27 protein-coding genes are annotated in these 26,000 nt (G+C 20.6%); 10 read left to right on the top strand and 17 right to left on the bottom strand.

The features are described 5' to 3' along the window. The first annotated feature begins 315 nt into the window (after positions 1 to 315). The 10 genes from secA to ACLHHF_RS01775 all read left to right on the top strand — a co-directional run bounded on the left by secA (position 316) and on the right by ACLHHF_RS01775 (position 13,643). A complete protein-coding gene (gene secA, locus ACLHHF_RS01820) occupies positions 316 to 2,709 on the top strand; it encodes a preprotein translocase subunit SecA (RefSeq protein ID WP_411308129.1) in 2,394 nt (797 codons plus the stop codon). 97 nt (positions 2,710 to 2,806) lie between these two features. Beyond that, positions 2,807 to 3,898, top strand: coding sequence for a peptide chain release factor 2 (gene prfB, locus ACLHHF_RS01815; RefSeq protein ID WP_411308128.1), 1,092 nt, complete (start codon positions 2,807 to 2,809; stop codon positions 3,896 to 3,898). Between the two features lie 234 nt (positions 3,899 to 4,132). Beyond that, complete coding sequence (gene ychF, locus ACLHHF_RS01810; protein ID WP_411308127.1) at positions 4,133 to 5,230, top strand: redox-regulated ATPase YchF; 1,098 nt, start codon at positions 4,133 to 4,135, stop codon at positions 5,228 to 5,230. Positions 5,231 to 5,275: 45 nt separating this feature from the next. After that, the gene (gene ileS, locus ACLHHF_RS01805) at positions 5,276 to 8,011 is read left to right on the top strand and encodes an isoleucine--tRNA ligase (RefSeq protein WP_411308126.1); all 2,736 of its coding nucleotides are present in this window, start codon (positions 5,276 to 5,278) and stop codon (positions 8,009 to 8,011) included. A 59-nt stretch (positions 8,012 to 8,070) separates the two neighbouring features. Further along, positions 8,071 to 8,772, top strand: a complete 702-nt coding sequence (locus ACLHHF_RS01800; protein ID WP_411308125.1) for a YitT family protein — start codon at positions 8,071 to 8,073, stop codon at positions 8,770 to 8,772. A gap of 76 nt (positions 8,773 to 8,848) precedes the next feature. Beyond that, positions 8,849 to 9,820: a DNA polymerase III subunit delta gene (gene holA / locus ACLHHF_RS01795; RefSeq protein WP_411308124.1), complete on the top strand. Its 972-nt coding sequence runs from the start codon at positions 8,849 to 8,851 to the stop codon at positions 9,818 to 9,820. A gap of 287 nt (positions 9,821 to 10,107) precedes the next feature. Beyond that, positions 10,108 to 10,554 carry a hypothetical protein gene (locus ACLHHF_RS01790; RefSeq protein WP_411308123.1) on the top strand — a complete coding sequence of 149 codons (447 nt, stop codon included), beginning with the start codon at positions 10,108 to 10,110 and terminating at the stop codon, positions 10,552 to 10,554. Positions 10,555 to 11,095: 541 nt separating this feature from the next. Then, the gene (locus ACLHHF_RS01785; RefSeq protein WP_411308122.1) at positions 11,096 to 12,163 is read left to right on the top strand and encodes a hypothetical protein; all 1,068 of its coding nucleotides are present in this window, start codon (positions 11,096 to 11,098) and stop codon (positions 12,161 to 12,163) included. 34 nt (positions 12,164 to 12,197) lie between these two features. After that, on the top strand, positions 12,198 to 12,899 hold the full coding sequence (locus tag ACLHHF_RS01780; protein ID WP_411308121.1) for a hypothetical protein: 702 nt from the start codon (positions 12,198 to 12,200) through the stop codon (positions 12,897 to 12,899). Between the two features lie 54 nt (positions 12,900 to 12,953). Next, entirely contained in the window at positions 12,954 to 13,643 is a 690-nt protein-coding gene (locus ACLHHF_RS01775; RefSeq protein ID WP_411308120.1) for a hypothetical protein, read from the top strand. A gap of 446 nt (positions 13,644 to 14,089) precedes the next feature. Here ACLHHF_RS01775 and ACLHHF_RS01770 read toward each other — a convergent pair whose 3' ends face one another. The 17 genes from ACLHHF_RS01770 to ACLHHF_RS01690 all read right to left on the bottom strand — a co-directional run bounded on the left by ACLHHF_RS01770 (position 14,090) and on the right by ACLHHF_RS01690 (position 24,928). Beyond that, the gene (locus ACLHHF_RS01770; protein WP_411308119.1) at positions 14,090 to 17,344 is read right to left on the bottom strand and encodes a 3'-5' exonuclease; all 3,255 of its coding nucleotides are present in this window, start codon (positions 17,342 to 17,344) and stop codon (positions 14,090 to 14,092) included. A gap of 62 nt (positions 17,345 to 17,406) precedes the next feature. Next, positions 17,407 to 17,559 (bottom strand): hypothetical protein, encoded by a 153-nt coding sequence (locus ACLHHF_RS01765; protein WP_411308118.1) that lies wholly within the window; start codon positions 17,557 to 17,559, stop codon positions 17,407 to 17,409. Positions 17,560 to 18,085: 526 nt separating this feature from the next. Beyond that, positions 18,086 to 18,640, bottom strand: coding sequence for a hypothetical protein (locus tag ACLHHF_RS01760; RefSeq protein ID WP_411308117.1), 555 nt, complete (start codon positions 18,638 to 18,640; stop codon positions 18,086 to 18,088). A 105-nt stretch (positions 18,641 to 18,745) separates the two neighbouring features. Further along, a complete protein-coding gene (locus ACLHHF_RS01755) occupies positions 18,746 to 19,417 on the bottom strand; it encodes a hypothetical protein (protein ID WP_411308116.1) in 672 nt (223 codons plus the stop codon). An 11-nt stretch (positions 19,418 to 19,428) separates the two neighbouring features. Further along, positions 19,429 to 19,818 carry a hypothetical protein gene (locus ACLHHF_RS01750; protein ID WP_411308115.1) on the bottom strand — a complete coding sequence of 130 codons (390 nt, stop codon included), beginning with the start codon at positions 19,816 to 19,818 and terminating at the stop codon, positions 19,429 to 19,431. Further along, positions 19,818 to 21,239 (bottom strand): hypothetical protein, encoded by a 1,422-nt coding sequence (locus ACLHHF_RS01745; protein WP_411308114.1) that lies wholly within the window; start codon positions 21,237 to 21,239, stop codon positions 19,818 to 19,820. Before ACLHHF_RS01745 ends, ACLHHF_RS01750 begins: the two co-directional genes overlap by 1 nt. A 46-nt stretch (positions 21,240 to 21,285) precedes the next feature. Further along, a complete protein-coding gene (locus tag ACLHHF_RS01740) occupies positions 21,286 to 21,492 on the bottom strand; it encodes a hypothetical protein (RefSeq protein WP_411308113.1) in 207 nt (68 codons plus the stop codon). Between the two features lie 54 nt (positions 21,493 to 21,546). Continuing rightward, positions 21,547 to 21,801 (bottom strand): hypothetical protein, encoded by a 255-nt coding sequence (locus tag ACLHHF_RS01735; protein ID WP_411308112.1) that lies wholly within the window; start codon positions 21,799 to 21,801, stop codon positions 21,547 to 21,549. 18 nt (positions 21,802 to 21,819) lie between these two features. Continuing rightward, on the bottom strand, positions 21,820 to 22,212 hold the full coding sequence (locus ACLHHF_RS01730; RefSeq protein WP_411308111.1) for a hypothetical protein: 393 nt from the start codon (positions 22,210 to 22,212) through the stop codon (positions 21,820 to 21,822). Positions 22,213 to 22,221: 9 nt separating this feature from the next. Continuing rightward, positions 22,222 to 22,701, bottom strand: coding sequence for a hypothetical protein (locus ACLHHF_RS01725; protein ID WP_411308110.1), 480 nt, complete (start codon positions 22,699 to 22,701; stop codon positions 22,222 to 22,224). 49 nt (positions 22,702 to 22,750) lie between these two features. After that, positions 22,751 to 23,167 (bottom strand): hypothetical protein, encoded by a 417-nt coding sequence (locus ACLHHF_RS01720; protein ID WP_411308109.1) that lies wholly within the window; start codon positions 23,165 to 23,167, stop codon positions 22,751 to 22,753. 12 nt (positions 23,168 to 23,179) lie between these two features. Next, the gene (locus ACLHHF_RS01715) at positions 23,180 to 23,599 is read right to left on the bottom strand and encodes a hypothetical protein (RefSeq protein WP_411308108.1); all 420 of its coding nucleotides are present in this window, start codon (positions 23,597 to 23,599) and stop codon (positions 23,180 to 23,182) included. A gap of 7 nt (positions 23,600 to 23,606) precedes the next feature. Further along, positions 23,607 to 23,897 (bottom strand): hypothetical protein, encoded by a 291-nt coding sequence (locus ACLHHF_RS01710; protein ID WP_411308107.1) that lies wholly within the window; start codon positions 23,895 to 23,897, stop codon positions 23,607 to 23,609. Positions 23,898 to 23,899: 2 nt separating this feature from the next. Beyond that, entirely contained in the window at positions 23,900 to 24,049 is a 150-nt protein-coding gene (locus tag ACLHHF_RS01705) for a hypothetical protein (RefSeq protein ID WP_411308106.1), read from the bottom strand. Positions 24,050 to 24,075: 26 nt separating this feature from the next. Next, positions 24,076 to 24,402 carry a hypothetical protein gene (locus ACLHHF_RS01700; RefSeq protein WP_411308105.1) on the bottom strand — a complete coding sequence of 109 codons (327 nt, stop codon included), beginning with the start codon at positions 24,400 to 24,402 and terminating at the stop codon, positions 24,076 to 24,078. Between the two features lie 84 nt (positions 24,403 to 24,486). Further along, positions 24,487 to 24,666: a hypothetical protein gene (locus ACLHHF_RS01695; RefSeq protein WP_411308104.1), complete on the bottom strand. Its 180-nt coding sequence runs from the start codon at positions 24,664 to 24,666 to the stop codon at positions 24,487 to 24,489. 73 nt (positions 24,667 to 24,739) lie between these two features. Then, the gene (locus ACLHHF_RS01690; RefSeq protein WP_411308103.1) at positions 24,740 to 24,928 is read right to left on the bottom strand and encodes a hypothetical protein; all 189 of its coding nucleotides are present in this window, start codon (positions 24,926 to 24,928) and stop codon (positions 24,740 to 24,742) included. Positions 24,929 to 26,000: the final 1,072 nt, after the last annotated feature.

The raw sequence follows: 26,000 nt of genomic DNA, 5'->3' as shown, positions 1-26,000 counted from the left end.
GCATTATTTTTTATTTACAAGGAATAATTGTATTTTTCAGTATTTTATTAAATACTTTTTTAATTATATTTATTAGTATTTTTTATCCTATTTTTAGTTTCGCTCGAAAAAAACCTATTGAAGTTATTTTAAATAAATAATTTTTTATTTTTATTTTATAATTAAATTAAATTCAATTAAATTTTTCAATATCAAATATTAATTTATTTGATATTTTTTTAATTTTTAATTCTTTTATTATTAATTTTAGTAGATAATAAATTTAATTTTTTTTAATTTAATTTTTTTAAAAAAAACAAAAAAGGAATAAAACTTATGTTTAATATTTTAAAAAAAATATTTAATTCTTCTAGAAAATATTTAAAAAAAGCTAAAATTTTAGCTGATAAAATTAATCAATTAGATGAAAAAATGGCAAATTTAAAAGACGAAGATTTTAAAAAAGAAACACAAAGATTAAAAAATATTTTTTGTCAAAAAAAAAATTTAGATGAACTTTTAGTTGAGGCATATGCTTTAGCCAGAGAAGCTAGTTATAGAATTACCGGAATGAAACCTTATTACGTTCAACTTTTAGGAGCTATTATATTACATCAAGGTAATGTGGCAGAAATGAAAACTGGAGAAGGGAAAACTTTAACTGCTATTATGCCGTCTTACTTGAATTCTTTAAGCGGTCAAAGTGTACATATTGTTACTGTTAATGAATATTTAGCTAGTCGTGAAGCTGAAGGTATTATAAGTAAAGTTTTTAATTTTTTAGGATTATCTGTTGGTTTAAATACTAAAAATAAAAATAATATAGAAAAAAAACAAGCTTATGATTGTGATATTCTTTATTCTACAAATAGTGAATTATCTTTTGATTATTTAAAAGATAACATGCAAATTGATCGTAAAAATTTGGTTATGCAAAGAGATTATTTTTATGCTATTGTAGATGAGGTTGATTCTATTTTAATAGACGAAGCTAGAACTCCTTTAATTATTTCCAGTCAAGATATCAAAACCAAATTTATTTATCGTGAAGCTGATCGTTTTGTAAGAACTTTAAAAAACAATCATTATATTATTGATTTAGAAACTAAAACTATTGAATTAACCGAAAAAGGTATAAATAAAGCAGAAAATTTTTTTCAAATAAATAATTTATATAATATTAATCATGCACAATTATTACATCGTATTAAGAATGCTTTAAAAGCTTTTTTTTTAATGCATAATAACAAAGATTATTTAGTTGTAAAAGATAAAATATTGATTATTGATGAATTTACAGGTAGAATTTTAAAAGGCCGTCAATTTAGTAATGGTTTACATCAAGCTTTAGAAGCTAAAGAAAGAGTTACTATTAAACCTGAAACTACTATTTCAGCCACTATTACTTATCAAAATTTTTTTCGTCTTTATAAAAAAATATCTGGAATGACAGGAACAGCTAAAACAGAAGAAGATGAATTTCGTAATATTTATAATATGGAAGTAGTAGAAATTCCAACTAATAAGCCTATGATTAGAATAGATGACCCAGATTTTATTTTTACAAATTTAAATGAAAAATGGAAATATTTAATTGAAGATGTTAAAAATAGACATAAAAAAGGACAACCTGTTTTAATTGGTACTATCACTGTTGAAATATCAGAACAAATTTCTAAAAAATTATATAAACAAAATATTACTCACGAAGTTTTAAATGCCAAAAATCATATGAGAGAAGCAGAAATAATTTCTAAAGCTGGTGTTAAGGGTGCTGTAACTATTGCTACTAATATGGCAGGTCGTGGAACTGATATTATTTTAGGTGAAGGTGTAATTGAATTAGGTGGATTAGCTGTTATAGGTACCGAAAAACATGAATCAAGAAGAATTGATAATCAGTTAAGAGGTCGCGCAGGTCGTCAAGGTGATCCTGGTTATTCTCGTTTTTTTATTTCTGGTGAAGATGATTTATTACAACGTTTTGGCGGTTCTAAATTACAATATATTATAGAATTACTTAAAAAAATAAATACTTCAGATAATAAAATAACTTCTTCTAAATTAATAACTAAATTTTTGGTTAATGTTCAAAAAAAGATTGAATCTAGTAATTTTGATTATCGTAAATATATTTTAAAATACGATGATATTTTAAGAATTCAAAGAGAAATTATTTATAAACAAAGAAAAGAAGTTTTATTTTGTGAAGAAATAAAAAAACTAGCTTTAGATTTAGTTGAAAAAAATTTAAATTATCAAATTATTTATTATTTTAAAAATTCTAATACAAATTTAAAAAAACAAAATTATTTAGAAGATTTAATTAATTATTTAGAATTACATTTTTTTAATAAAAATATTTTAAATTTAACAGAATTAAAACAATTAGTAGAAAATAATAAAAATTTTAATAATGAAAAAATAATTATTGATTATATTAAAAATAAAGCTAGAAATGTTTTATTATTCCCACATAAAGATTTAATTTCTGAAAATCAACAAAATTTTATAGAAAAAACAAGATTAAAAATTTTAAAAATAATTGATCATTATTGGAGTTTACATATTACTAACATGGAATATTTAAGAAAAGGGGCTAGTTTTTTAAATTATGGACAACAAAATTCTTTAATTGCTTATCAAAAAGAAGGTAGAACATTATTTAATCAAATGATAAAACAAATTTCTTTTGATATTACAAAAATATTATTAAAAATGCCAAATTAATTTTTTTAAATTAATGGTTTATAATTAAAATTATTTTTTTTGATCTTAAATTTATTAAAATTATAAATAATTAATGAGAGATATGGAATAAACATTAATGGAAAAATATGAATTTAATTTAATTTTAGATGATTTAAAAAAAATTTTAGATAATTTAAAAATTGGAATGGATTTAAATAAAAAAACAAAACGTTTAAAAAAATTAAATAATTTAATTAATTTACCTAAATTTTGGAATGATTTTGAAAAAGCTAAAAAAATTAATCAAGAATTTAAATCTTTAAATGAAAAAATTGATAAAATTCAAAAATTTCATCAAGAATATCAAGATTTATCATTTTTATTAAATATAACTAAAGAAAATACAAATGATTTTTTATTTTTAGAAAAAGAATTATTAAATTTAAAAAAAAATATTCAAGATTTTGAAATTAAGATTTTATTAAATCAAGTTTATGATAAAAAAAATGCTATTTTAATTTTACATCCTGGCGCAGGTGGTATTGAATCACAAGATTGGTGTGAAATGCTTTTTAGAATGTATCAAAAATATGCTCAAAAGAAAAATTTTAAAATTGAAGTTTTAGATTATCAAGTAGGCGATGTGGCTGGTTTAAAAAGTGTTTCTTTATTAATTAAAGGTTCTAATGCTTACGGTTATTTAAAGTCTGAAAAAGGAGTTCATCGTTTAGTTAGAATTTCACCTTTTGATTCCAATTCTAAACGTCATACTTCTTTTACTTCTTGTAATGTTTTGCCTGAAATTAACGAAAATATTGAAATTAAAATTAAAGAAGAAGATTTAAGAATTGATGTTTTTAGAAGTAGCGGAGCTGGTGGACAACACGTAAATACAAATGATTCAGCAGTTAGAATAACACATTTACCTACTAATATTGTAATTAATTGCCAAAATGAACGTAGCCAAATTCGTAATAAAGAACAAGCATTAAAAATTTTAAAAACTAAATTATTTAAATTAGAAATTAAAAAACAAGAATTTAATTTAAAATCAATTCAAGGCGTACAAAAAGAAATTAGTTGGGGTAATCAAATTAGAAGCTATATTTTTTATCCTTATCAATTAGTAAAAGATCATAGAACTAATGTAGAATCATATCAAATTGAATCTGTTATGGATGGTGATTTAGATTTATTCATTAATTCATTTTTAAAAAAAAATATTTAATTAATATAGTAAATCACTTTTCACAGTGTTTTAAAAAAACTAAAATTTTTAAAACACTGCTTTTTTTATACCATAAATTAAAAAATTAAACTTAAATTTATGATATAATTTATATTAAATAAATAATTATATTTTTTTATTTTTATGCAATATTATTAAAAAAAATATTAATTTTTCGGTTATAATTGTATTTATATAATTTTAAATTTAACTATTTTAGGAGAATTTTAAAAAATGAAAGTAGGGATTGTAGGCTTACCGAATGTTGGAAAATCTACCTTATTTAATGCTTTAACTAAAATGTCAATATTAGAAGCCAATTATCCTTTTGCAACTATTGAACCAAATAAAGGAGTTGTTAATGTATTTGATTGTAGATTAAATTCACTAGCTAAAATTTTTAATTCAAAAAAAATTATTTTTACTACTATTGAATTTATAGATATTGCAGGGTTAGTTGAGGGTGCTTCTAAAGGAGAAGGTTTAGGAAATAAATTTTTAAATCATATTAGAAATGTAGATGCTATTTGTCATCTTGTTAAATGTTTTGATAATAACAATATTATACATGTCAGAGAAAAAATTGATCCTATTAAAGAAATTGATATTATTAATACTGAATTAATTCTAGCAGATTTAGAACAAATAGAAAAACGTTTATTAAAAATTAAAAAAAATAGTAAAAAATTAAAAAATATTGATATTTTATTAGAAATAAATTTACTAAATAAAATTAAGACATCTTTAGAACAAGGGGAAAAAATTAATGATTCATTTTTAAATTTTGAAGAAAATAAAATAATCAAAAATTTTAATTTATTGTCTTTGAAACCCATGCTTTATTTAGCTAATATCGAAGAAAATAATTTACAAAATTTTCAAAATAATAATTTATTTAAAAAAATTGTATCTTACACTCAAAAAGAAAAAAGAAATTTAGTTCCTATTTGTGTTAAATTTGAAAAAGAACTTTCTTTATTAAATGAAGAAGAACAAAATTATTTTCTAAAAATTTATAATTTAAAACATTCTGCTCTTCAAACAATTATTAAAAAAAGTTATGATTTATTAGGATTAAAAACCTATTTCACAGCGGGACCTCAAGAAACAAAAGCTTGGTCTTTTGAAAAAGGTATGACTGCACCTGAATGTGCTAATATTATTCACACTGATTTTAAGAAAGGTTTTATTAAAGCAGAAGTTATTTCGTATAAAGAATTAATTGAACATGAAAATTTCCAAAATGCAAAAAATAAAGGTAAGGTTCGATTAGAAGGAAAAGAATATATAGTTCAAGATGGTGACATAATTATTTTTCATTTTAATGTCTAATTAATTTAAAAAATATTTTAAAAAAATTAAGGAAATTATTAAATTATGGATTATAAAAAAACTTTATTATTGCCAAAAACAGATTTTCCCATGAGAGGAAATTTAGGCATTAATGAAATTAAAATTCAACAAAAATGGGAAAAAATAAATTTATATTCAAAAGTTTTAGAAAAAAATAAAAATAACAGTACTTTTTGTTTACATGATGGTCCTCCTTATGCTAATGGTAATATTCACATAGGCCATGCTTTAAATAAAATTTTAAAAGATTTTATTTTACGTTTTAAAACTATGAATGGATATAAAACAGTTTATATTCCAGGTTGGGATACCCATGGTCTTCCTATTGAAATTGCTGTTTCCAAAAAAATTAATAAAAATGATTATTCTAGGACAGGTTTTATAAAAGAATGTAAAAAATTTGCCTACTATTATATCGAAAAACAAAAAAAACAATTTAAAAGATTAGGTATTTTAGGTGAATGGGATAAACCTTATATAACTTTAGATAATATTTATGTATCTGAACAAATTAAATTTTTTGGTGAAATGGTTCAAAAAAATTTAATTTTTAAAGATTTAAAACCTGTTTATTATTCACCATTCTTAGAATCTGTTTTATCTGAAGCCGAAATTGAATATTATGATATAAAATCTATTTCTATTTTTGTATCTTTTAAAATATTTTCAAATTTTAAAAATATTGATCAAGATTTTTGGCAAAATTCTGAATTATTAATTTGGACTACAACCCCTTGGACATTACCTGCTAATGTAGCTGTAGCTGTTAATCCTCAGGCTGATTATAATTTAATTAAAATAGATAATAAAAAATATTTAGTAGGATCAAAAAACTTAAATTATTTAAAAAAAAATTTAGACTGGAATAATAATATCGAAATAATAAAAATTTTTAAAGGATTTGAATTAGAAAATTTAAGATATCAAAATCCAATTGTAAAAAGATATAGCAAAATTATTTTAGGAGAATATGTTTCAGAAACTGAAGGAACTGGTTTAGTTCACATTGCGACCGCTCACGGTCTTGAAGATTATTTAATTGGTAAAAAATATAATTTACCAATTATTTGTAGTGTTGATAAAAAAGGATTTATGACTAAAGTAGCTGAAAAGTATCAAGGTATTTATTATGAAAAAGCTAATTCATTAATTATTAAAGATTTAAACAAAATAGGTTTATTATTAAAAGAAAAAAAAATTTTTCATAATTATCCTCATGATGCACGTACTAAAAAACCCATAATTTTTTTAGCCATTCAACAATGGTTTATATCTATTGAAAAAATTAAAAAAACATTATTATCTGAAATTAAAAAAGTTAATTGGTGTCCTAATTGGGGTAAAATGAAAATGCATAATATGATTAAAGAACGTCAAGATTGGGCTATTAGTAGACAAAGAGTTTGGGGTGTACCAATTCCTATTTTTTATGATGAAAATAATATTCCTATTTTAGATATTAATATAATTAATCATATAGCTTCTTTATTTGCTAAATACGGTTCAGAAATTTGGTATGAATGGAAAATAAAAGATTTATTACCTGAAGAATATGTTAAAAATAAAAAATCAATTCATTTATTTACTAAAGAAAAAGATATTATGGACGTTTGGTTTGATTCAGGAACTTCTTTTAATATTTTAAAAATTAAAAATCAAAATTTCCCGGCAGATATTTATCTAGAAGGATCAGATCAATTTAGAGGATGGTTTAATTCTTCTTTAATTATTTCTACAGCTGTCTATAATCAATCTCCTTATAAAAAAGTTATTACTCACGGATTTGTTTTAGATGGTAAAGGTCAAAAAATGAGTAAATCTTTAGGAAATATAATTGATCCTTTAAAAATTATTCAAAAAAAAGGTGCTGATATTTTAAGATTATGGATTGCTACTACAAATTATAATATCGATGTACGAGTTAATGAAAATATTTTAAAACAAACAGAAGAAATATATCGTAAAATAAGAAACACTTTTCGTTTTATGTTAGGTAATTTAAACAATTTTAACCCCGAAAAAAATTATTTAACTTTTTACGAAAGAAAACCAATTCATCAAGTTATTATAATTAAATTTAATAAAATTTTAAAAGCAAGTTTAGAAGCTTATGAAAAATTTCAATTCGAAAAAGCAGTTCGTTATATTCATGTCTTTTTAAATAATGAAATTAGCGCTTTTTATCTTGATTTTGCTAAAGATATTTTATATATCGAAAAAGAAAATAACTTAGAAAGAAGAATGATACAATCAACTATTTATGATATTTTAATAGATAATTTAAAAATTTTGACACCAATTATTCCACATACCACATCAGAAGCTTATCAATCTTTATCTTTTTTACAAAAAAAAGAAGATATTTATTTGGAATTAATGCCAAAAATTAAAAAATTTAAAAATATTGATAATATTGAAAAATCTTATGAAATTTTCTGTTCTTTAAAAGAAATAGTTTTTAAACAATTAGAAAAATCAATAAAAAATAAGATAATTAATAATTCATTACAAGCAAAATTATTATTAGAATTAACAGATGAATATTTATTGGCTTTAAAAATATTAAAAATTGAAAATAATTTACATCAATTATTTATAGTTTCACAAATTAATATTAAAACTTCATTATATAATAATGTTAATGTTGAAGTTTCTAAAGCTTTAGGAAATATATGTCCTAGATGTTGGAATATTATATATAATAAAAAAAACATTGATGATTTATGTATACGTTGTTTTCAAAATATCAATGATAAATAATAATAGAAAGTAGAAAATAAAAATTCAAAACAAAAGATTTAAAAATTATTTTAATTACTATGGTTTGTTGTTTTTTATTTGGTTATTTTAGTATTTGTTTTTTTGGTACCCAATATAAATGTGTTATTTACACTTCTGGTATTTATGGTGTTTCTGATGCAATTTCTAGACTTTTGATTAAAATCGAAATTTTAAAAAAAGAATATAAAGATTATTTTGCTTCTTTTCTTTATATAATGGTAAATCTTTTATTATTCTTATTCATAGCTTTACCAAAATTAGATAAAAATTTTAATATTAATGCCATTTTTTCTATTGTTTTTATTTCTCTTTTTGTTTCTTTTTTTTCTTTTAATATTTTAGAAAATACAAAAAATGAAGGTTTTTTTGCTAAAAGTAAAAATTTTTTTGGTATTTTTGATACAGAATCAACAGAACTCAATAAAAATATTTTAAGAGCTATTTTATCAGGAATTTTAATTTCTATTTGTTTGATTATTCCAATTAAAATTGGGAGTTCTACAGGTGGTATAGACATTATAGCTAAATATTTATTTATTTATAAAAATAAAGATATTAGTTTAGTTATTATTATTTTTAATTATAGTATTTCATTCTTTTTTGTTTTAATAAATTTTTTTTCAAACCCAGAAGAAGGTTTTAACATAAATAGTATTTTATTAAGTAATTTAAAAATGATTTCTTTTTCTATTACAACTTATTTTTTAAACCCTAGTAATAAAAAAAAATATAAAAAATAAAATTATATATTTTAATTTTTTTCATATTATTTATTAGTTAATTATTTTAAATTATTAAAAAATTAAGGAGTTTAAAATGATTTTATCTCCACTTAATTTAACAATCGTTAATCAAACATTTTTTTTAGAAAAAAAAATTAAATTTTTAGTTAAACAAAGTAAAAAAAAAAAAATTCATTATATTTTTTATAATCCAGAACAAAATAATTTATATAATTTAGAACAAGAATTAAATACAACTAATTTTTTTTATGTTAAAAAAATAATTATTATTAAGAAAAGCGATTTGCTATTTGATTCAATTAATGTAAAAAACCAATTTTTATTTAATTATTTTAAAAACCCACGCTTAGATATAATACTTTATTTTTTTAGTGAAAATTTTAATTTTAATTTAGATATCAAAAATATTTTAAATAAATATTTTAGAATTATTAAAATTCCTATTTTACAAAAAAAAGATTTTTTTATTTATGTTAAGAAAAAATTTAAAAAAAAAGGGTTAGAAATTTCTAATAAAATTATTATTAGTTTAATTGAAAAAACTAATTATAATTTATTTTATTTAGAAGAAGAAATAAAAAAAATTCAAATTTATAGTTATTATGAACCTAAAATTGATGAAAATATTTTAGAAAATTTAGTTTTTTCTGGTTTTGAATATTATATTTTTAAATTAATTAATTACTTTTTAAATAATAAAATAAAATCTGCTTACAATATATTTCAATATTTAATAAAAAATAAAGAAAATACTTATTACATCATTAATCAAATGTTTATTAAATTAAAACAATTAATTATAGTTAAAGATTTATTATTAAAAAAAAATAGTCAATCACAAATTTCCTCTATTTTAAATTTTTCTCCTGGAAAGGTTTATTTTTTAATAAAAGAAACTTATTTATTTTCAATTAATAAAATTAATAATTTATTTATTAATTTATTAGAATTAAAATATTTAATTAAAACTAATCAGATAGATTCTAATATAGGATTTGAAATTTTTATGATTAATATTTGTTTAAATAATAAAAATTTTATGTAATAAAAATTTTATGTAAAAATTAATTTCTAAATCATAAAATTTATTAAAAACATTACATTTTTAAAATATGGTTAATTAAATTATAGTTTTGAATTAAAAAATAAAAAATAACTTTTTCAAATTCAAAACCATTAAAATTTTTTTGATGATAAATTTGGTATTTTTTTAAATAATTAATTAAAATATTTTCTTAACAAGATGGTAAATTAAAACATGAAAATAAAACCTTAGGTATTGTTGCTGGTCCTGAAAGTATTCAAGTATTAAAAGATAAATTAGAACGAAAATTGAAAGAAAGTGATAGTTTTATAGAACAAATTGAAAAAAACAAAAAAATGTTTATCGAAAATAAACAATATGGTGAAAGTGCAATATCAAAAGAAGGTAATTTAAAACTTCAAATAAACGATATTGAAAAAAGAGAAATTCCACAAGCTAATCATGACATAGAAGGAAATAAAAATAAAATAAAAACATATAATGATAGTAAAATCATGTATCTTGACAAAAAACAAACATCAGAAAATAAACAAACAATTCAAAACTTTGAGAAACAAATTCAAGAATTAGAAACCACAAACAGAGAAATACAAGCTAAAATTATTGAAAGACAAACTAAATTATCACAATTAAAAGCTGAATTACAAAAAATTACTGAATATGAAACTGAATGTCAGAAAATTACAGCCGCATGTCAACAACAAATTGCAGCTTTAGATAATCAATATAAATAATTTTGATGAATAATAACCTCCTAAAATTAACAGGAGGTTTTTTTAATATTGAGGTTAAATAAAAATAAATACACCTATACCTTTAAGTTCTTTAAATCTCAAAAAATAAACATTTAAATACTTTTTAAAAATTAAAGATTTAAAATTTGACAAAATATTTTTTTTGTTTATCATATATTTAAATTTAATAAATAATTTTTTTTTTTTTTTGGTACTTCTAACGCTCTCCTATTTCTGAGATTTACAGCGATTTAAGAGCGCGCTTCTATTTATTAATCAAAACTATAATTAATGATAAAAAATAACATAATATGACAAAAAATTTAACTACCGTGTCATAAACCAATAAACTAATTATTAGAAGGGGGATTATCATTTAAATTATATTATTCATTAAATTTTGATTTTAATTATTCAATATTTTTATCAAAAAAATAATTGGAGGGGTTTTGCATTTATTATATGATGTGAAAAAATTAATTTGCTTTTATATATTTTTATGAAATATAAAAAAAATAATTGGAGGTTTTGTATTGATTATATGATGTTAAAAAGTAAATTTGCTTTTTTTCAAAAAATTATTTTATTGATTACTATTTGTTTATTATTTGTTTTTGATAATTCAATTTTTGCGTTGCGTGATAATGAATTTTTTGAAAGAACTATTAGACAAACAGAAATTATTCACGTCATGTTAGAACCTGATGCTGATGAAAATACAGTTCTAAATTATATTAAAACCCATATTAACCCTAATTTTAGTGGTTCTGTAAGTAATATTTCCTCTTATAATGCTAATCCAGAAGATTCTATTCATTGGAATATTAAGGATGAAGAAGAAATTCTAGCCATTTATTTTGATGGTGGTACCAGATACAAAAGAGATCACAATTATGATTTTGTGGATTTAAGATGGTTAGGCAATGATTCACCCCATATGTATTGTTTTTGGAAAATAAAAGATGTGGATGTATTACAACATCATGATATTTTAAAAGCAATACATGCTCAAGATAATCCTGCACTAAAATTGACTTTAAAAATATCAGGTAAAATATCAGGTATTGAAAAACTTATAAAAAAAATAACTATTGAAAAAATTATAAAAAAGATTGCTCAAAAAGTATCTAAAAAAGCTATTGAAAAAATGCCTTTAGGTAAATTTGTAATTGCTGGTACTGCTGGGGTTGCAACTGAAAAATTAGTGGATGCAGTAGTTGATATTTTAGAACAAAATCCTACCGCTTTAGAAAAGGCCAGTTCATTTATTAGCTTTGTGGAAGATGGTATGATGAATGTGACCGCTGTAGTGGACGATATTCCAGTAGCTCGTGAAATAGCAAGAGGAGGTTTAGAAGCTTGGGAAACTTACCAAAAAGCAAAAAGTTATCCAGTTAACGTTTTTAATGAGGTAGGAAAAAATCTTTTTAAGCAAGATAATTATAAAAAAGTAAACGACCCTTTAGATTTCGCAAATAACGTTGGTACAGGTACCGCATTAGTCTTTAAAAGTGTTGGTAATGCAACCATTAATACAGCTAAAGATATTGGTTACGGTACTTATGACACTGCTACTAAATTTTTCCCATTTCTAAAAAAATTTTTTTAAATTATAAAAAAATATCAAGAAAGGAGGTTATAAAATGCAACGTAAACAAATAATTAAAGATATAATCGCTTTTTTGATTTTAGGTTCTATTATTCCATTGTTATGCCTAACAAAACATATTGGTTTTATGAAAAATAAAATAATATTTGGAATTTTTATTTTTATTTTATTCTTAGTGATAATGGGAGTGTATTCTTATATTTGTTTTAAAATAATGCGAGGAACAGTATTTATTTATAAAGATCCTAATAAAGAAAAAACCTTAAATAATATTGATTTTCGTGAATCATTACCAGATGGCAGTAATAAAGGGAGTTTGTTATATCATCATAAATTAAGTACATATGGTGAAGAATTACCTTTGAGAAAAAATTATTTTTTAAGAAAATTCCTTTATTTATTGGTGTTTACTGTTTTAGCTGTAATTATAATGTTGTTAATTTCAATTTTTTATCCATCTATAAATAAAAAACCGATTTTTAATAATATTAATTATATATTAATTAGTTTTTTAGTTATTATGGTTATATTAGTGACGACATATATTATTATTGAAGATTTTGCTTGTTTTTGGTGTTACTATGTAAAATTATTTCAATTATTAGGAATTTTCCATTTTTTAGAAAAAGATTTTAATAAAACTATTAATTCCCATAAATATTTTCCGATTAGTATAAGGTATTATGAAAAATTAAAAGAAAAAAGTAAAAAACCAAAATCAATAAAAAAAGATTAATTAATAAAAAATTTTTTTAAATTATAAAAAAATATCAAGAAAGGAGGTTATAAAATGCAACGTAAACAAATAATTAAAGATATAATCGCTTTTTTGATTTTAATTTCTATTATTCCATTGTTATGCCTAACAAAACATATGGGTTTTATGCAAAATAAAATAATATTCGGAATTTTTATTTTTATTTCATTCTTGATTATAATGGGATTCTATTCTTATGTTTGTTTTAAAATAATGCGAGGAACAGTAATTATTTATAAAGATCCTAATAAAGAAAAAACCTTAAATAATATTGATTTTTATGAATCGTTGCCTACAGGAAATAATATAAGTAGATTTAGAAAAAGTATTAAATATAGTGAAGAATTACCTTTGAGAAAAAATTATTTTTTAAGAAAATTCGTTTTTTTATTTGGGTTTACTGTTTTAGCTGTAATTATAGTGTTTTTAATTTCAATTTTTCATCCCACTATAAATCAAAACCCAATTTTTAATAAAATTAATTATATATTAATTCGTTTTTCAGCTATTATTGTTTTTTTAGCGATGACATATTATAAATGTGAAACGGTTGCTTGTCTTTGGTGTTACTATGTAAAATTATTTCAATTATTAGGGCTTTTCCGTTTTTTAGAAAAAGATTTTAATAAAACTATTAATTCCCATAAATATTTTCCGATTAGTATAATGTATGAAAAATCAAAAGAAAAAACTCCAAAACCAAAATCAATAAAAAAAGATTAATAAAAAATATTAAATGACTCTCAAACTGAGAGTCATTTTTTTTTAAACAACCTATTATTACTAATTTTTAAACTTAAAAAATTCTTTAATAAAATTTTACCTCTGTAAATTCTAAGTATATTTTTTTAAATTTTTTAAAAAAAGAAAAAGAACCAAAAAAAAATGATTTGTATATCAAGGAAAAGAAAACATATATAAACGTGTTTATCGACTTATTTATTAATTTGAGGTAAATTATTTTTTTATGAAATAGTAAAAAATTTTGAAAATATGTAAAAATCATTTTTTTTAAACTATTTTTTTAATAAAATTAATTTTTTTTTTGGATTTTTTTTGATTTATTTTTATATTTGCATTGTAACATAACTTTTTTAAGAATGCAACTAAAACACAAAACATAGGAATTTAAAAAATGCCTACAATATTGATATTTAATTTTTTTTTAATTAATTTTGATAAAAATATAAATTATATTGTTGATATTCATTATATTTTAAGGGATTTAATTGATAATCCCTTTGGACCTGCCGGTCCCCTTGAATTAAGATTAAAAGAGCAATTTTTTCAAAAATAGTATTGCTGTCATTAACATCGATTAAAGCAAATTTATTTTTTTCTTGTAAATATTTTTTAATAATATATTTTTTAATAGGGTTCCTAATTGAGGACTTGACAAAATTATAAACACCATAATTTCGACGGTCCAAACAATAACCTTTTAAACTAAAATGATTAGCAATTTCATTATCAAAACACTGAAAATAATTTATAACTGGTTTTTTACAAGCGCGTGAGCTGATAAAAATCCGCTTGTTATATAATTTTAAAATATTATTAGTAGCGTTATTATTAGATTTAGAGACATATTTAGTAATATATTTAATAATATTTTGCATAAAATTATTTTGACTGTTTTTAAATTCACAACGACGATAATGACCTTGATGATAAAAATCTTTTTGATTATTAAAAATATAATTCTTAGTAATTTCCTTGCCAGTTACTGGGTCAAAAGCTTTATGCCGTTTAATGTGGGTATAGTCTTGTGATGTTGGTAAAGGCAATTTGGATTCTAAAATGCCTTTAAGAGGATTATAATGAGCCTGCAAAATTGATTTAGGTAATTGATTAATAATTTTTTGATTACTTAAAGTTTTTTGAAAAGCCTCAATCCAATAAATGAAAATTAGAGGGATATACATAATACCACCTTTAATAGGGGTATTAGGGATATGTTTACTAAACTTAATATAACTAGTTTTAAAGCTTTTAGTTTGGAGATTATATTGTTTATCTTTAAAAATATAACTGTTAGCTTGGCTAACTTTGGGATAATAAGTGCTTAAATTTTCATAACACCATTGCAGAGCCTCATCACCTTTTAAAACCCCTAAAATATCCGCTAAATCAATTTTAAAAAGATTATGATAATGGATAATGCCTTTTTTAGTTAATTCGGTCACGGTCATCCGTGGAAAATCTTGACTCGGTTGATAACCTAACTTTTTTAATTTTGTATTAACAGTATCCCAAAACTGCCTTAATACTTCATGCATAAAAATAGGGCTTTGAGTTAATAAAGAACCGGGTACGGTTAAAGTTAAAAAACTAATTGAGGAACTTAACATAAAATTATGTTCGGCTTTAATTTTAAAATTTTTTTTACTTTTTAAAAATTGGTCGTGGTCTTTATAAGTTATTAAACGTTGGGTTTCTTGATTAAAAGTTTGAATATCGTTGTTATGACTTAATAAAACATTTAAATATTGAATAATATTAATAAAAAATTGTTCGATTTCAATATATAAAGCTTTTTCCCCCTCTAAAAATACACTCCATTCAAAAGCATTAAAATTTTGATAATTAAAAGTAAAAATTAAATTAAAAAAAACGTGTAACGGTTCATTTTCTGGAAAAGTTTTAAAAATAATAGTTTCAAAATATGCCCTTTCACTTTCATCAAAGTCTTTTACTAATTTTCTAACTTTATTAAAATGATTTATTTGTGCTTGATAATAAAAATATGTTGTACGTTCAGCTTGGTATTTAGCTAAATAAAATTTAGTAATTTTAGGAATATAAATATTTTGATACTCCATAAAATAACGTTGTAAAACTTTGCCAAAATTTAATTTAAAAAAATTAAATAATTTTTGATTATCAAAATCGGTAAAAGTAATATTTTTTTCTACTTTATTAACACTTAAATATTTTTTCATACTAATATAAAATTCATCATAGGCAACTTTTTTAATATGGCTGGTAACACGATGACGGGCAAAATTATTATGTTGATAAAGATGTAATTGTTGATAATGAGTAATTTGTTCGCGATTTAAAAAATGTAACATTTTAATAAAAATTTCCTTAGTAGCATACACATCACATAAAGCACGATGATGATTTACTAATTTTACTTTAAAATGATAAGCTAAATTTTTTAAAGTTAAATGCCCTTGTAATTTATTTTTTAAAATATTAGCTTTATTCATAAAATAAAATTTAGCTAAATTTAAAGTATCAATATAAGGCATATCGGTTAACGGTTTTTGATAACAACGGTAATAATTGGCTTTAATAAAACTATAATCAAAACGAGCATTATGAGCGACTAAAATACTATCGTGACAAAACTCTAAAAAACGCGGTAAAATCTCTGATATTAAAGGTTGACCTTGAACGTCAGCATTTTTTATATGAGTGATAGCCTCAATTTTGGAACTTATTACCCGTTGGGGATTAACTAAACTACTAAACTCCTCAATAACAACATTATTTTTAATTTTAACGCCGGCAATTTCAATAATTCTATCATATTCACTATTTAAGCCGGTTGTTTCTAAATCAAATATCACATAAGTAGCATCTTTTAAAAGATAATCTTGTTGAAAACCTTTATAAGTATTACCTTGTTGAATTAAATCATAACCACAATTAAAAAAATCATTATCGTGAAAATTTAATCTTAACGGTTCATAATCAGTATTTTTTATAATCCCAGTTTTAATTAACTCTGGTAAATGATAAGAGTTAAAACTTTCATGATTAACAATTTGCTGTAAATCATAAAGCCGATATTTAAACCGATTAGCATAAGAAGGGCCTAAAAGTTCCTCAAAGGCTTGACATTTTTCCTTTAAAAAAGTTCTAATAGTTTCTCGTTGTTCTTCGTTTTTAAAACCACCGTGCTGATTAATAAAATTTATACAAAGGTGATTAATTTCGCGAGTGCTCCCTAAATCTAAACTCCGCGCGGTTAAATACGTTTGATGTTGTAAGGCTTTTTTTTGGCTTAATTTATCTTTATCAAAAAAATAATGATTATAATAGCCATTTTGAGGGTCAAATTTAACATAATTAACAATGCCACTAACAATTTTATTTAAACTTAAATGATTGTAAATATAATTTCTAACTTTTTGACTAATAATTTTGACAACTTTTTTATTACCAATTTGAGTAACTTTACAATATTTAATTTTATTTAAAATTTGAGTTTTTTCTAAATCGGGAAAATTGGGACGCGTTAAAATAGCTTTATAAGCTTGTACGACGGCCGGTGTTAATTCGGTACCGCTGTTATCAGTTTTTAAATCACTAAACTTTAAATTACAATCCTCTGGAGGAAAACGATTATAACGCTCCTCAACTGGGGCCAATAAATCAATTTGATTTTGATTTTTATTTACTTGATTTGCCATAAATAACTCCTTTAAAGGTGATTTTTAGCCAAAAAAAAATAAGCCTTTTTTTTACTTAATTATTAATATTCAATTGCTAAATTGATTTTTTTGTCACGACAACGATAATATTTTTTTTTTGATTTAACTAAATAGCCAGTTGGTGGCATCACATAATAAACACGTGGCAACTTAGTTAAAGCAATTTTTAAAATAATATTTGATTTTTTTACCATTTAATACTCCTTAAAATTATCATTAAAAACACTTTTTAAAATATAGAATATTGCCCTTAAAATTTAAACTTAAACCCTGTTAGTGGGTAGGATTTTAAGAACAATTGGAACAGTTTAGGAACATTTTAGATTGGTAATTTCCGCCATGGCTTTTGTTCCTAAAATAGCTTTTTTCATTCAGTAAATTTTTAGTACCTAAAACTTTCAGAATAAAAAAACCTATTTAAGGAACATCGCCTTTTTCATGAAGGAAAAAACTAAAATGTACTCCCATTTTAGGAACGTTTAAAACTAAGCTTAAATATTTTTTTTAAGTGTTCCTAAAACGGTACTACATTTCAGTTTTTTTTAGTTTAGTTCTAAAATGTTCCTAACTCTGCCCCAATTATTCCTAAAATTGTTTTTGAAGATGGGTTTAAATTTAAATTTTAAAATTTAATTTGATGTCAACAGTTTTTTAAAATCAAAGAAACCTTAAAAAAAAATAAAAGTTGATTTTTTTAAACTTTTCTTTTTTTAAAAAAAATTATAATATTACACTAAACTTTTTAAAATAATAATAGATAAATAAGAAAAAATCTAACAACAAATTTAAACACATTAATAAATTAAATAATTGAGGCCAATTAAAAAAACCTTTACCTAAACCGATATAAGTCTCAATTTCCTTTTTAAGTGGTGTTAAATCCGATTTATTAGGAACCTTTTGAATAACATCTTTATCCACATCAGCAATAACTTTAATATTTTTTTGATTATCAATATCATTATTATTTTTTGGTAATGGTAATAATTCCTCCTCATCTTGTTCCTTGGTTCGAGCTTTTAATTTTTCCTTTTCACGTTCTATATCTCTTTGAGTTATTTCATCAATTTCTTTTTGTTTTTCTTGTCTTATTCGTTCCTCAAACCAATCATGCCTTGTATTATTATAATTATTTTTATCATTTCCTGATGGTGGTACAGCAGGAGGAACACCGGCCATCATCGCTTTAATTGGAATATTTAAAACTATTAAAATTATTAACATTAAAATAGTTGAAATAATATTTTTAATTTTAATGATATTTTTTTTTAACATTTTTAACCTCTTTTATAATAATTGATAAAATCTTTTTATAAACATATAAATAAACATAACAAAAAATAAAAATATTACAATCCCAAATAAAGTAGCCGCTAATAATTAATAATCACCAAATAAGTCATAAAACATTTGTAAATAACTTTTAGCCTCTTTAACTTTTTCACTAGTTTTATTAACTCGTTCATTAGATTCATTAGCTATTTTAGTATTATTTTCAACTTGTTGAGTAAAACTTTTTATTTCCTCAGTATCTAATTGAACTGTTTCAGTTAATGAATTTTTTAAATATTTATCATTAATAATTATTTTATTTTCACCATTAAAAATTTCTAATAATTCATTATATTCAAATTCAGTAATTTCTTTATTAATTTGAACTTTATTATCATTAAAATATTTAATAAATTCATTTTTTAAAATCAATTCATGAATACCAATTGTACTTTTAAAAAAAATTTTATCTCTAAAAATTGAAATGTTAATTTCTTTATATCCATTCCAAATTAAAAAAATTCTAATTTTAATTTCATTTACATTATCATCCGATGCATAAAGAGGCCATATTTCAAATTCATTAATTTTAATATATTTTAAAGGTTTAATTACACTTACTTGTAAACTTTCAAAAGTATTATCTCTTTTTTTAAAATCCTTAGCATCTAAATCTAAAAAATTAAATTCTTTCGCTTTAATATTTAAATTACTAATAATGATTAATAAAAAACTTAATAAAATTAACATTAAATAATTAATTTTAACTTTTTTAAACATATTTTTTCCTTTCATAAAAAAATAACTTTAATTATCCATAAAAAAAATTGAAATAAACCGATAAAAATATTATTAACAAAAACATAAACAACAATAATAATATTAATAATGGTTTTAATGATAATTTTTTTTATTTTAATAATAACTTTAATTATAATTTTAAAGACATCATAAAACCACTGAAACGCTAAAATAACATAATTACCAAAAAACCACATTGTTAAAATACTAGTAATAAATAACACCCAAGTAATAGGACCATAAAGAGACTCTAAAAATTCTTTAATCGGATTACAAATATCTAAAATCCACTGAGGGATATTTTTAGTTATTATATATTGAATTCCATATTTGGCCCCTACTGCAAATAAAGCCCATGCAGCTAAGGCTGTTAATCCCATTAGTGCTTATACCTAATGACAATTTTAAGAATAAAGGCAATGATTAATAAAAAACTGATTGCATAAAAGGAACCGAGTAAATCAAAAATAATAAATTCCGTTAACCGTTTAAAAAAATGCATTATTTTAAAATAAAAAGGGCCGTTTTTTAATTTAGTTTGGTAATTTTCTAATTGCGTTAATTGAGTTTGATATTTTTTTAAATTATTAATAGTATTATTTTGATTATTAATTAAATTATTCAAATCATCAATATTTTTATCTTTATCTTTAATAGTATTTTGTAATTGAATATTTTGACTATTTAAATCATTAATAATAACATCTTTATCTTTAATAATATTTTGTAATTGAATATTTTGACTATTTAAATTACCAATAGTATTATTTAAATCATTAATTTTATTATTTAAATTATTAATATCATCATCTTTAAGTTTAATAATACTTTCCATAAATTCAATTTGGTCTTTTAAATCACTAATATTTTTATCTTTATCTTTGATTATATTATTTAAATCATTAATAGTATTATTTAATTCATTAATAATTTTTTCTTTATCTTTAATAGCGTTTTGTAATTTAATATTTAATTCATTAATAGTATTTTGTAATTGAATATTTTGACTATTTAAATCATTGATAGTATTATTTAAATCATTAATAGTATCAGCTTGATTATTAATTAAATTATTTAAATTATCAATATGTTTTTCTTTATCTTTAATTATATTATTTAAATCATTAATAGCATTATTTAATTCATTAATAATTTTTTCTTTATCTTTAATAGCGTTTTGTAATTTAATATTTAATTCATTAATAGTATTTTGTAATTGAATATTTTGACTATTTAAATCATTAATAATTTTATCTTTATCTTTAATAGCATTTTGTAATTTTCTAATTTCATAATTTAAATTATCAATAGTATTTTGTAATTGATTTTTTTGACTATTTAAATCACTAATTTTATTATTCAATTGTCTAACTTCATAATTTAAATTACTAATAGTATTTTGTAATTGATTTTTTTGACTATTCAAATCATTAATTTTATCATCTTTATCTTTAATAGTATTTTGTAATTGAATATTTTGACTATTTAAATCATTAATAGTATTTTGTAATTGTTTTTTTTGATTATTTAAATTACTAATTTTATCACTTAATTCAAAAATAATGCTTTGTTTTTCACTAATAATTTTTTTATCATTATTATTATCATTAATATTTTTTATTGTTTCCTGTAATCCTTTAATTCTTGCAAAATAAAAATCTTTTTCGTCTTTAAATTTTTTACCTATAAGATTTTCTCCATATTGAATATATTCCGGAAATCCCATTAAATACAATTCATAATCCTGAAAAGGACTATTAGTAGCATAAATTTTTTTAACTAATAAATTATTATTAACCATTAACAATAAAAAAAAGCTTATTAAAAATAATAAGCGTGAGGGAATTTTAACAAATTTGTTTAAAACCATTTAAAATTTTATCCCTAATTAATTCATATAAAACAATGCTTAATAAAAAATTAAGATAGTCAATTAAATTAAAATTTTGTTCCACATGGTAAAAATTAAAATAATAACCAATGGAACCACCAACCAAAATTAAAACGGTAAACGCTAAAACATTTTTGATAATTCGTGTTAATACAATTGTCATTTTTTTTCTCCTTAAAAACTTTTTTTTAATAAAATATTATCTAAATTAACCGATTTATTTAAGTCCCTCATAAACAACTTTAATAGTTTGAGGTTCGGCATCATTAGGCTCACTTGGTCCTTTAAAATCTAATTTAAAATTTAAACAAATTAAATACATCACAATTAAAAATAAAATGCCAATGTTAAGGGTTTGGCTGATACTAGTTAAAGAATCGTTATTTTTAGTAGTTTGAATAACATAAATAACATTTAACATTAAAACTAAAATAAACATAATAATTACTAAAATTTCTAAAAGTTTAAACATCTTATTTTTTTCCTTACTTTAATTTAAAATAGCATTTTTAAAAATACAGTCCTCAATATAATTAATAATTTGATAAACAATTATATCCTCATAATAATTTTTGGGAGTAAATTCATAATTATATTCCTGAGCTAAATAACTAATAAATTTTTGTTGAAAAAAATATAATTCAATGCGTTTAACGCGTTGTAATTCATAAAAGATTTTTTTATTATCTAAATGATATTTTTCTTGACAATCATAAATAATTTCACCTTTTAAAATTAAAAGCTGTTGAACTAAGGCCATAATTTCCACCATTAAATAATCTTTTAATTTATAATAGGGTTTAAAAAAATCAACAAAAATAATATTTTTACAATTAATAAATTGTTCTAAGGGTTCTTTTAATAAAAGCAATTTCGTTTTCAAAAGTTGACATTAATTTATTTTTTGTCGATGATTTTTATCAATTTTAACAATATTTAAAAAGTCCTCATCATAAATTTTTTCCCTAATAAAATCATTAATCATTAAAATTTTTGCATCAATAAAATCATTAATATTATCATATTTGGGGTAAATTTGGTCGCGATAATTAACATAACCGTCCATATAACCGTAAATATTTTGATAATTAAAAACATTATTAAAATATTGTTCGATTTTATTATCAAATTTATTTAAAGCTTTTTGCTTAAATTTTTCTAAATAATACTGTTGTTTTATAGGTGGTTTATTGGCACTAATTTCTTGATACATAATTTTAAGTTTTTCAATTTCAATTTCATTTAAAAAAGAACTAAATTTTTCAACAAAATACGCTTTAAAATCTTTTTGAATTTTTTCAAATATTTCTAAATGTTTAATTAATGCATTCAATTCCGTTACTTTACTGATAAAAAAATCTTGTCTATCCATTTTTTATTTTCCTTTTGGTTTTCTTTAAATAATTTAAAAAGTACTTTACTTATTCAACAATTTCAAACAAAGAATATTTAACATATAAATATTTTTCAATATATTCAATAACTAAATTAACAATTAAATTTAATTGTTGTTGATTAGGTTCATAATAATAACCTAAAACCTTTAAAAAATAAAAATAATTTTTTTTAAAGCGTTGTAATTCCTTTTTTCTTAAATATTTTAAATTTTCGACATCAGCAAATATTTTTTTATGATTGCTTAAAAGAAATGTTAAAAATTCTTTTCTTAAAATATATTGCATTAAGCTCCCAATTTCAAATAATAAATACCTTCTTAACCGTTCTAAGGATTTTAAAAATTCCGCTTGGGGCCAAATTTGACCCTTAATAAAAACATCTAAATCTTTTTTGATGGCTTTAATTTTAAAATTAAGCTTATAAATTTCAAAATTTATCATTTTTTTTAATACTTAATTTAAAATTTGGTGTCTAAAAATAACATTTTGAATATATTTAATAATAGGCTCAACAAAAGTATCAAAATAATAATTATTAATACGATGATAGTTATAATTAAATTCTTTTTGTAAAAATTTAATATATTGTAATTTAAAATAATATAATTCCCCATTTTTAATTCTTTTTAATTTATAATTAATATCCCCTTGGGGATGTCTTTCAATGTAAGTTATAGCTAATTGTAAAATATTCATAACTAATTTATTTAAATGTTCTAATAAATAAGTTTTTATTTTAATTTCATCAACTGAAGTAGAAACTTGAATTTTAAATAAATATTCCCTAGTAATAAATTTTTCTAAACAACGCGTTAAATATTTAACATCCGCCTCAATAGATTCCTGACACCACTTAATTTTAAAATTTTTCATTGTTCCTTTATTCCTCTTTTAAAATATCCAAAGTAGCACTATCTTTTAAAGCCTCAATATCTTTTAATTTTTCCTCATTAGAGTTTAAAATTATTCCGCGGTCTCTTAAACCACTTAAAATATAATCAATAGCATACTCTTTGCGTTGTTGGTCGTTAAGATAGCTTGGACTTTGTGGCTCAGCCCCATCATGACCGACATAATAAGCCTGTTTATGTAAATTTAAAGCGTTCTCATTTGCATAAACTATATTACGAATGTATTTATAATCCCTCATATTAATACTGCCGTTAGTCATCCCTAAAACAATTTTTTTAATTTCTTTGTCACTAAATTGATAATATTTTTTTTATAAAAATAATAAGTAAGAATACTACCCAAAAACAAAAACCCAATCCATAATAAAAAATCAATGCCTTTAATTTCAAAACTTTCAATTTTAATATTCATTTATTTTTTTTCTCCTTGAAAAATTATTAACTTTCACAGCTATACGGTTCCCTCATAATACATAATAATGTATGAAAATTTTCCTCAATAGTTTCAATTAAAGGGCGACGGCGTTGAATATTTAAAAAATAATTATTATTTTGATGATACCTTTCTAAATATTCAGCAAATTCATACATGGAATCGATACGTTTCTCAAAATCAGTAAAATAATATTTTGTAAAAAACTTATTTAACTGATTAACCCCAATTTTAAAATAACTGTCGTCAATTAGTTTTAAATAAAATTGATAAACTTTTTTTTTACTATGTTTGTCATAAATCCGAGTAGAGAAATTATTATCAAAAAACATTTTAAACTCCTTTAAATATATTTAACGCTTATTTAAAAAAAAGAACTTAATGCATTCTTTTTTTTAAATAATTAAAAATTTTAATTATAATGTTAAAGCTAATGAATAATTACCTGATTTTTTATTTTGTTTTTTTGGTTTTTGTTTTTGATTACTAATTTCGTTTATAAATTTAACTTGTTTAGGAGTTAAAAATTTTTTTTGAATCATTTCACTATTTTTAAAATATTTTAATTGTTTATTAGTTAAAAATAATTTTGCCATAATTACACCTCACTCCTTTTTAATATTTTTTTGAGAGATAAAATTTTTTTTACCTCTCAACTAAAAAAATATTTTACTTATCGCCTTTATCGTCTTTTTTTGTATCAACTTTTTTAACTTCTTCGGTTGTTCTTGCTTCCCTAGAAATAATTTTTAAAACTTTTTGAGGTGTTAAGTCATTTGCTACCCATAAATAACCCAACATAACAATAACAAATACACCAATAAAAAATACTATTTGTCTTAAATTTATAGTAACCATTTTTTATAATTCCTACCTTTCTCTTTTTTATTAAAATTATTAAAAAAAACATAAAAATAAACCAAAACCTCCAAATAATAAACAAATAATAAAAAAAAATAGCAGATAAATATATTTGAGTATATTTACCTACTATTTAAGTCCGATTAAATTATATATATATTATCAAGTTATATACATTAATTATTATTTTTTATATTTTTTTAAAAAATTATTTTAATATTTTAATTTCATATTATATTAAATAATAAAGAAAAAATAAAAAAAGATTTTATATAAAAAAGAATTAATTAAAATTATGAACTTAATTATAAATTTAATTTTTAATATGAAAAAAATTTTAAAAAAAGTAAAAATATAGATTAAATATATTAATAAAATTTATATTTTATTTTAATCATAAATAAAAATATTATTTTTTTGTTGTTATGGTTTTATAAAAAAATCTAATGCATAAAATTTCTTTAATTTAATTAAAAAATATTTAGTTTTGTATTTTTATTTTATAAAAATAATAAAAATTTGACAAAATTTTTAAAAAAAATTATAATATAATTTTATATATAAATAAAATTTAGAATACATGTTATATATCATATTTTTTATTGTTTTTTTTATTTTATAAAAAAATTAATTAAATTGAATTTTATTCTTTTACGTTTTAATGACTAATAAAAATTAAATTTTAGAAAAATATAAAAATTTTTACTAAAAAAAATATAAAAATAAAATATGATTACTTATATTAATTTTTTATTAAATTATAATAAAAAAATGAAAATTTTATATTAATATTTAAATTAAAAATTTAAAACATTAATATAAAAAAAATATTTTGAATATATTTTTGAAAATAATTAATTTAACAAATTATAGAGACTTAGTCAATTTAGTATTTTTTTAATAAAAAATTAGAATCAAATTTTTTATTATATATTATCATAAAGTAAAAACAAATTAAAAATATACTGACAAAATGATTTAAACCTTATATTTAGAACCAAAAAATAAATAATAATTAAATATATATAAAAATAAATTTGAAAAGGAGTTTTAAATGAATAAAAATATA

This window comes from Candidatus Phytoplasma pyri, assembly GCF_046600495.1.
GTDB classification, from domain to species: domain Bacteria; phylum Bacillota_I; class Bacilli_A; order Acholeplasmatales; family Acholeplasmataceae; genus Phytoplasma; species Phytoplasma pyri.
Note: the sequence above shows the minus strand (reverse complement) of the source record. Positions and strands in the feature narration are given on the sequence as shown.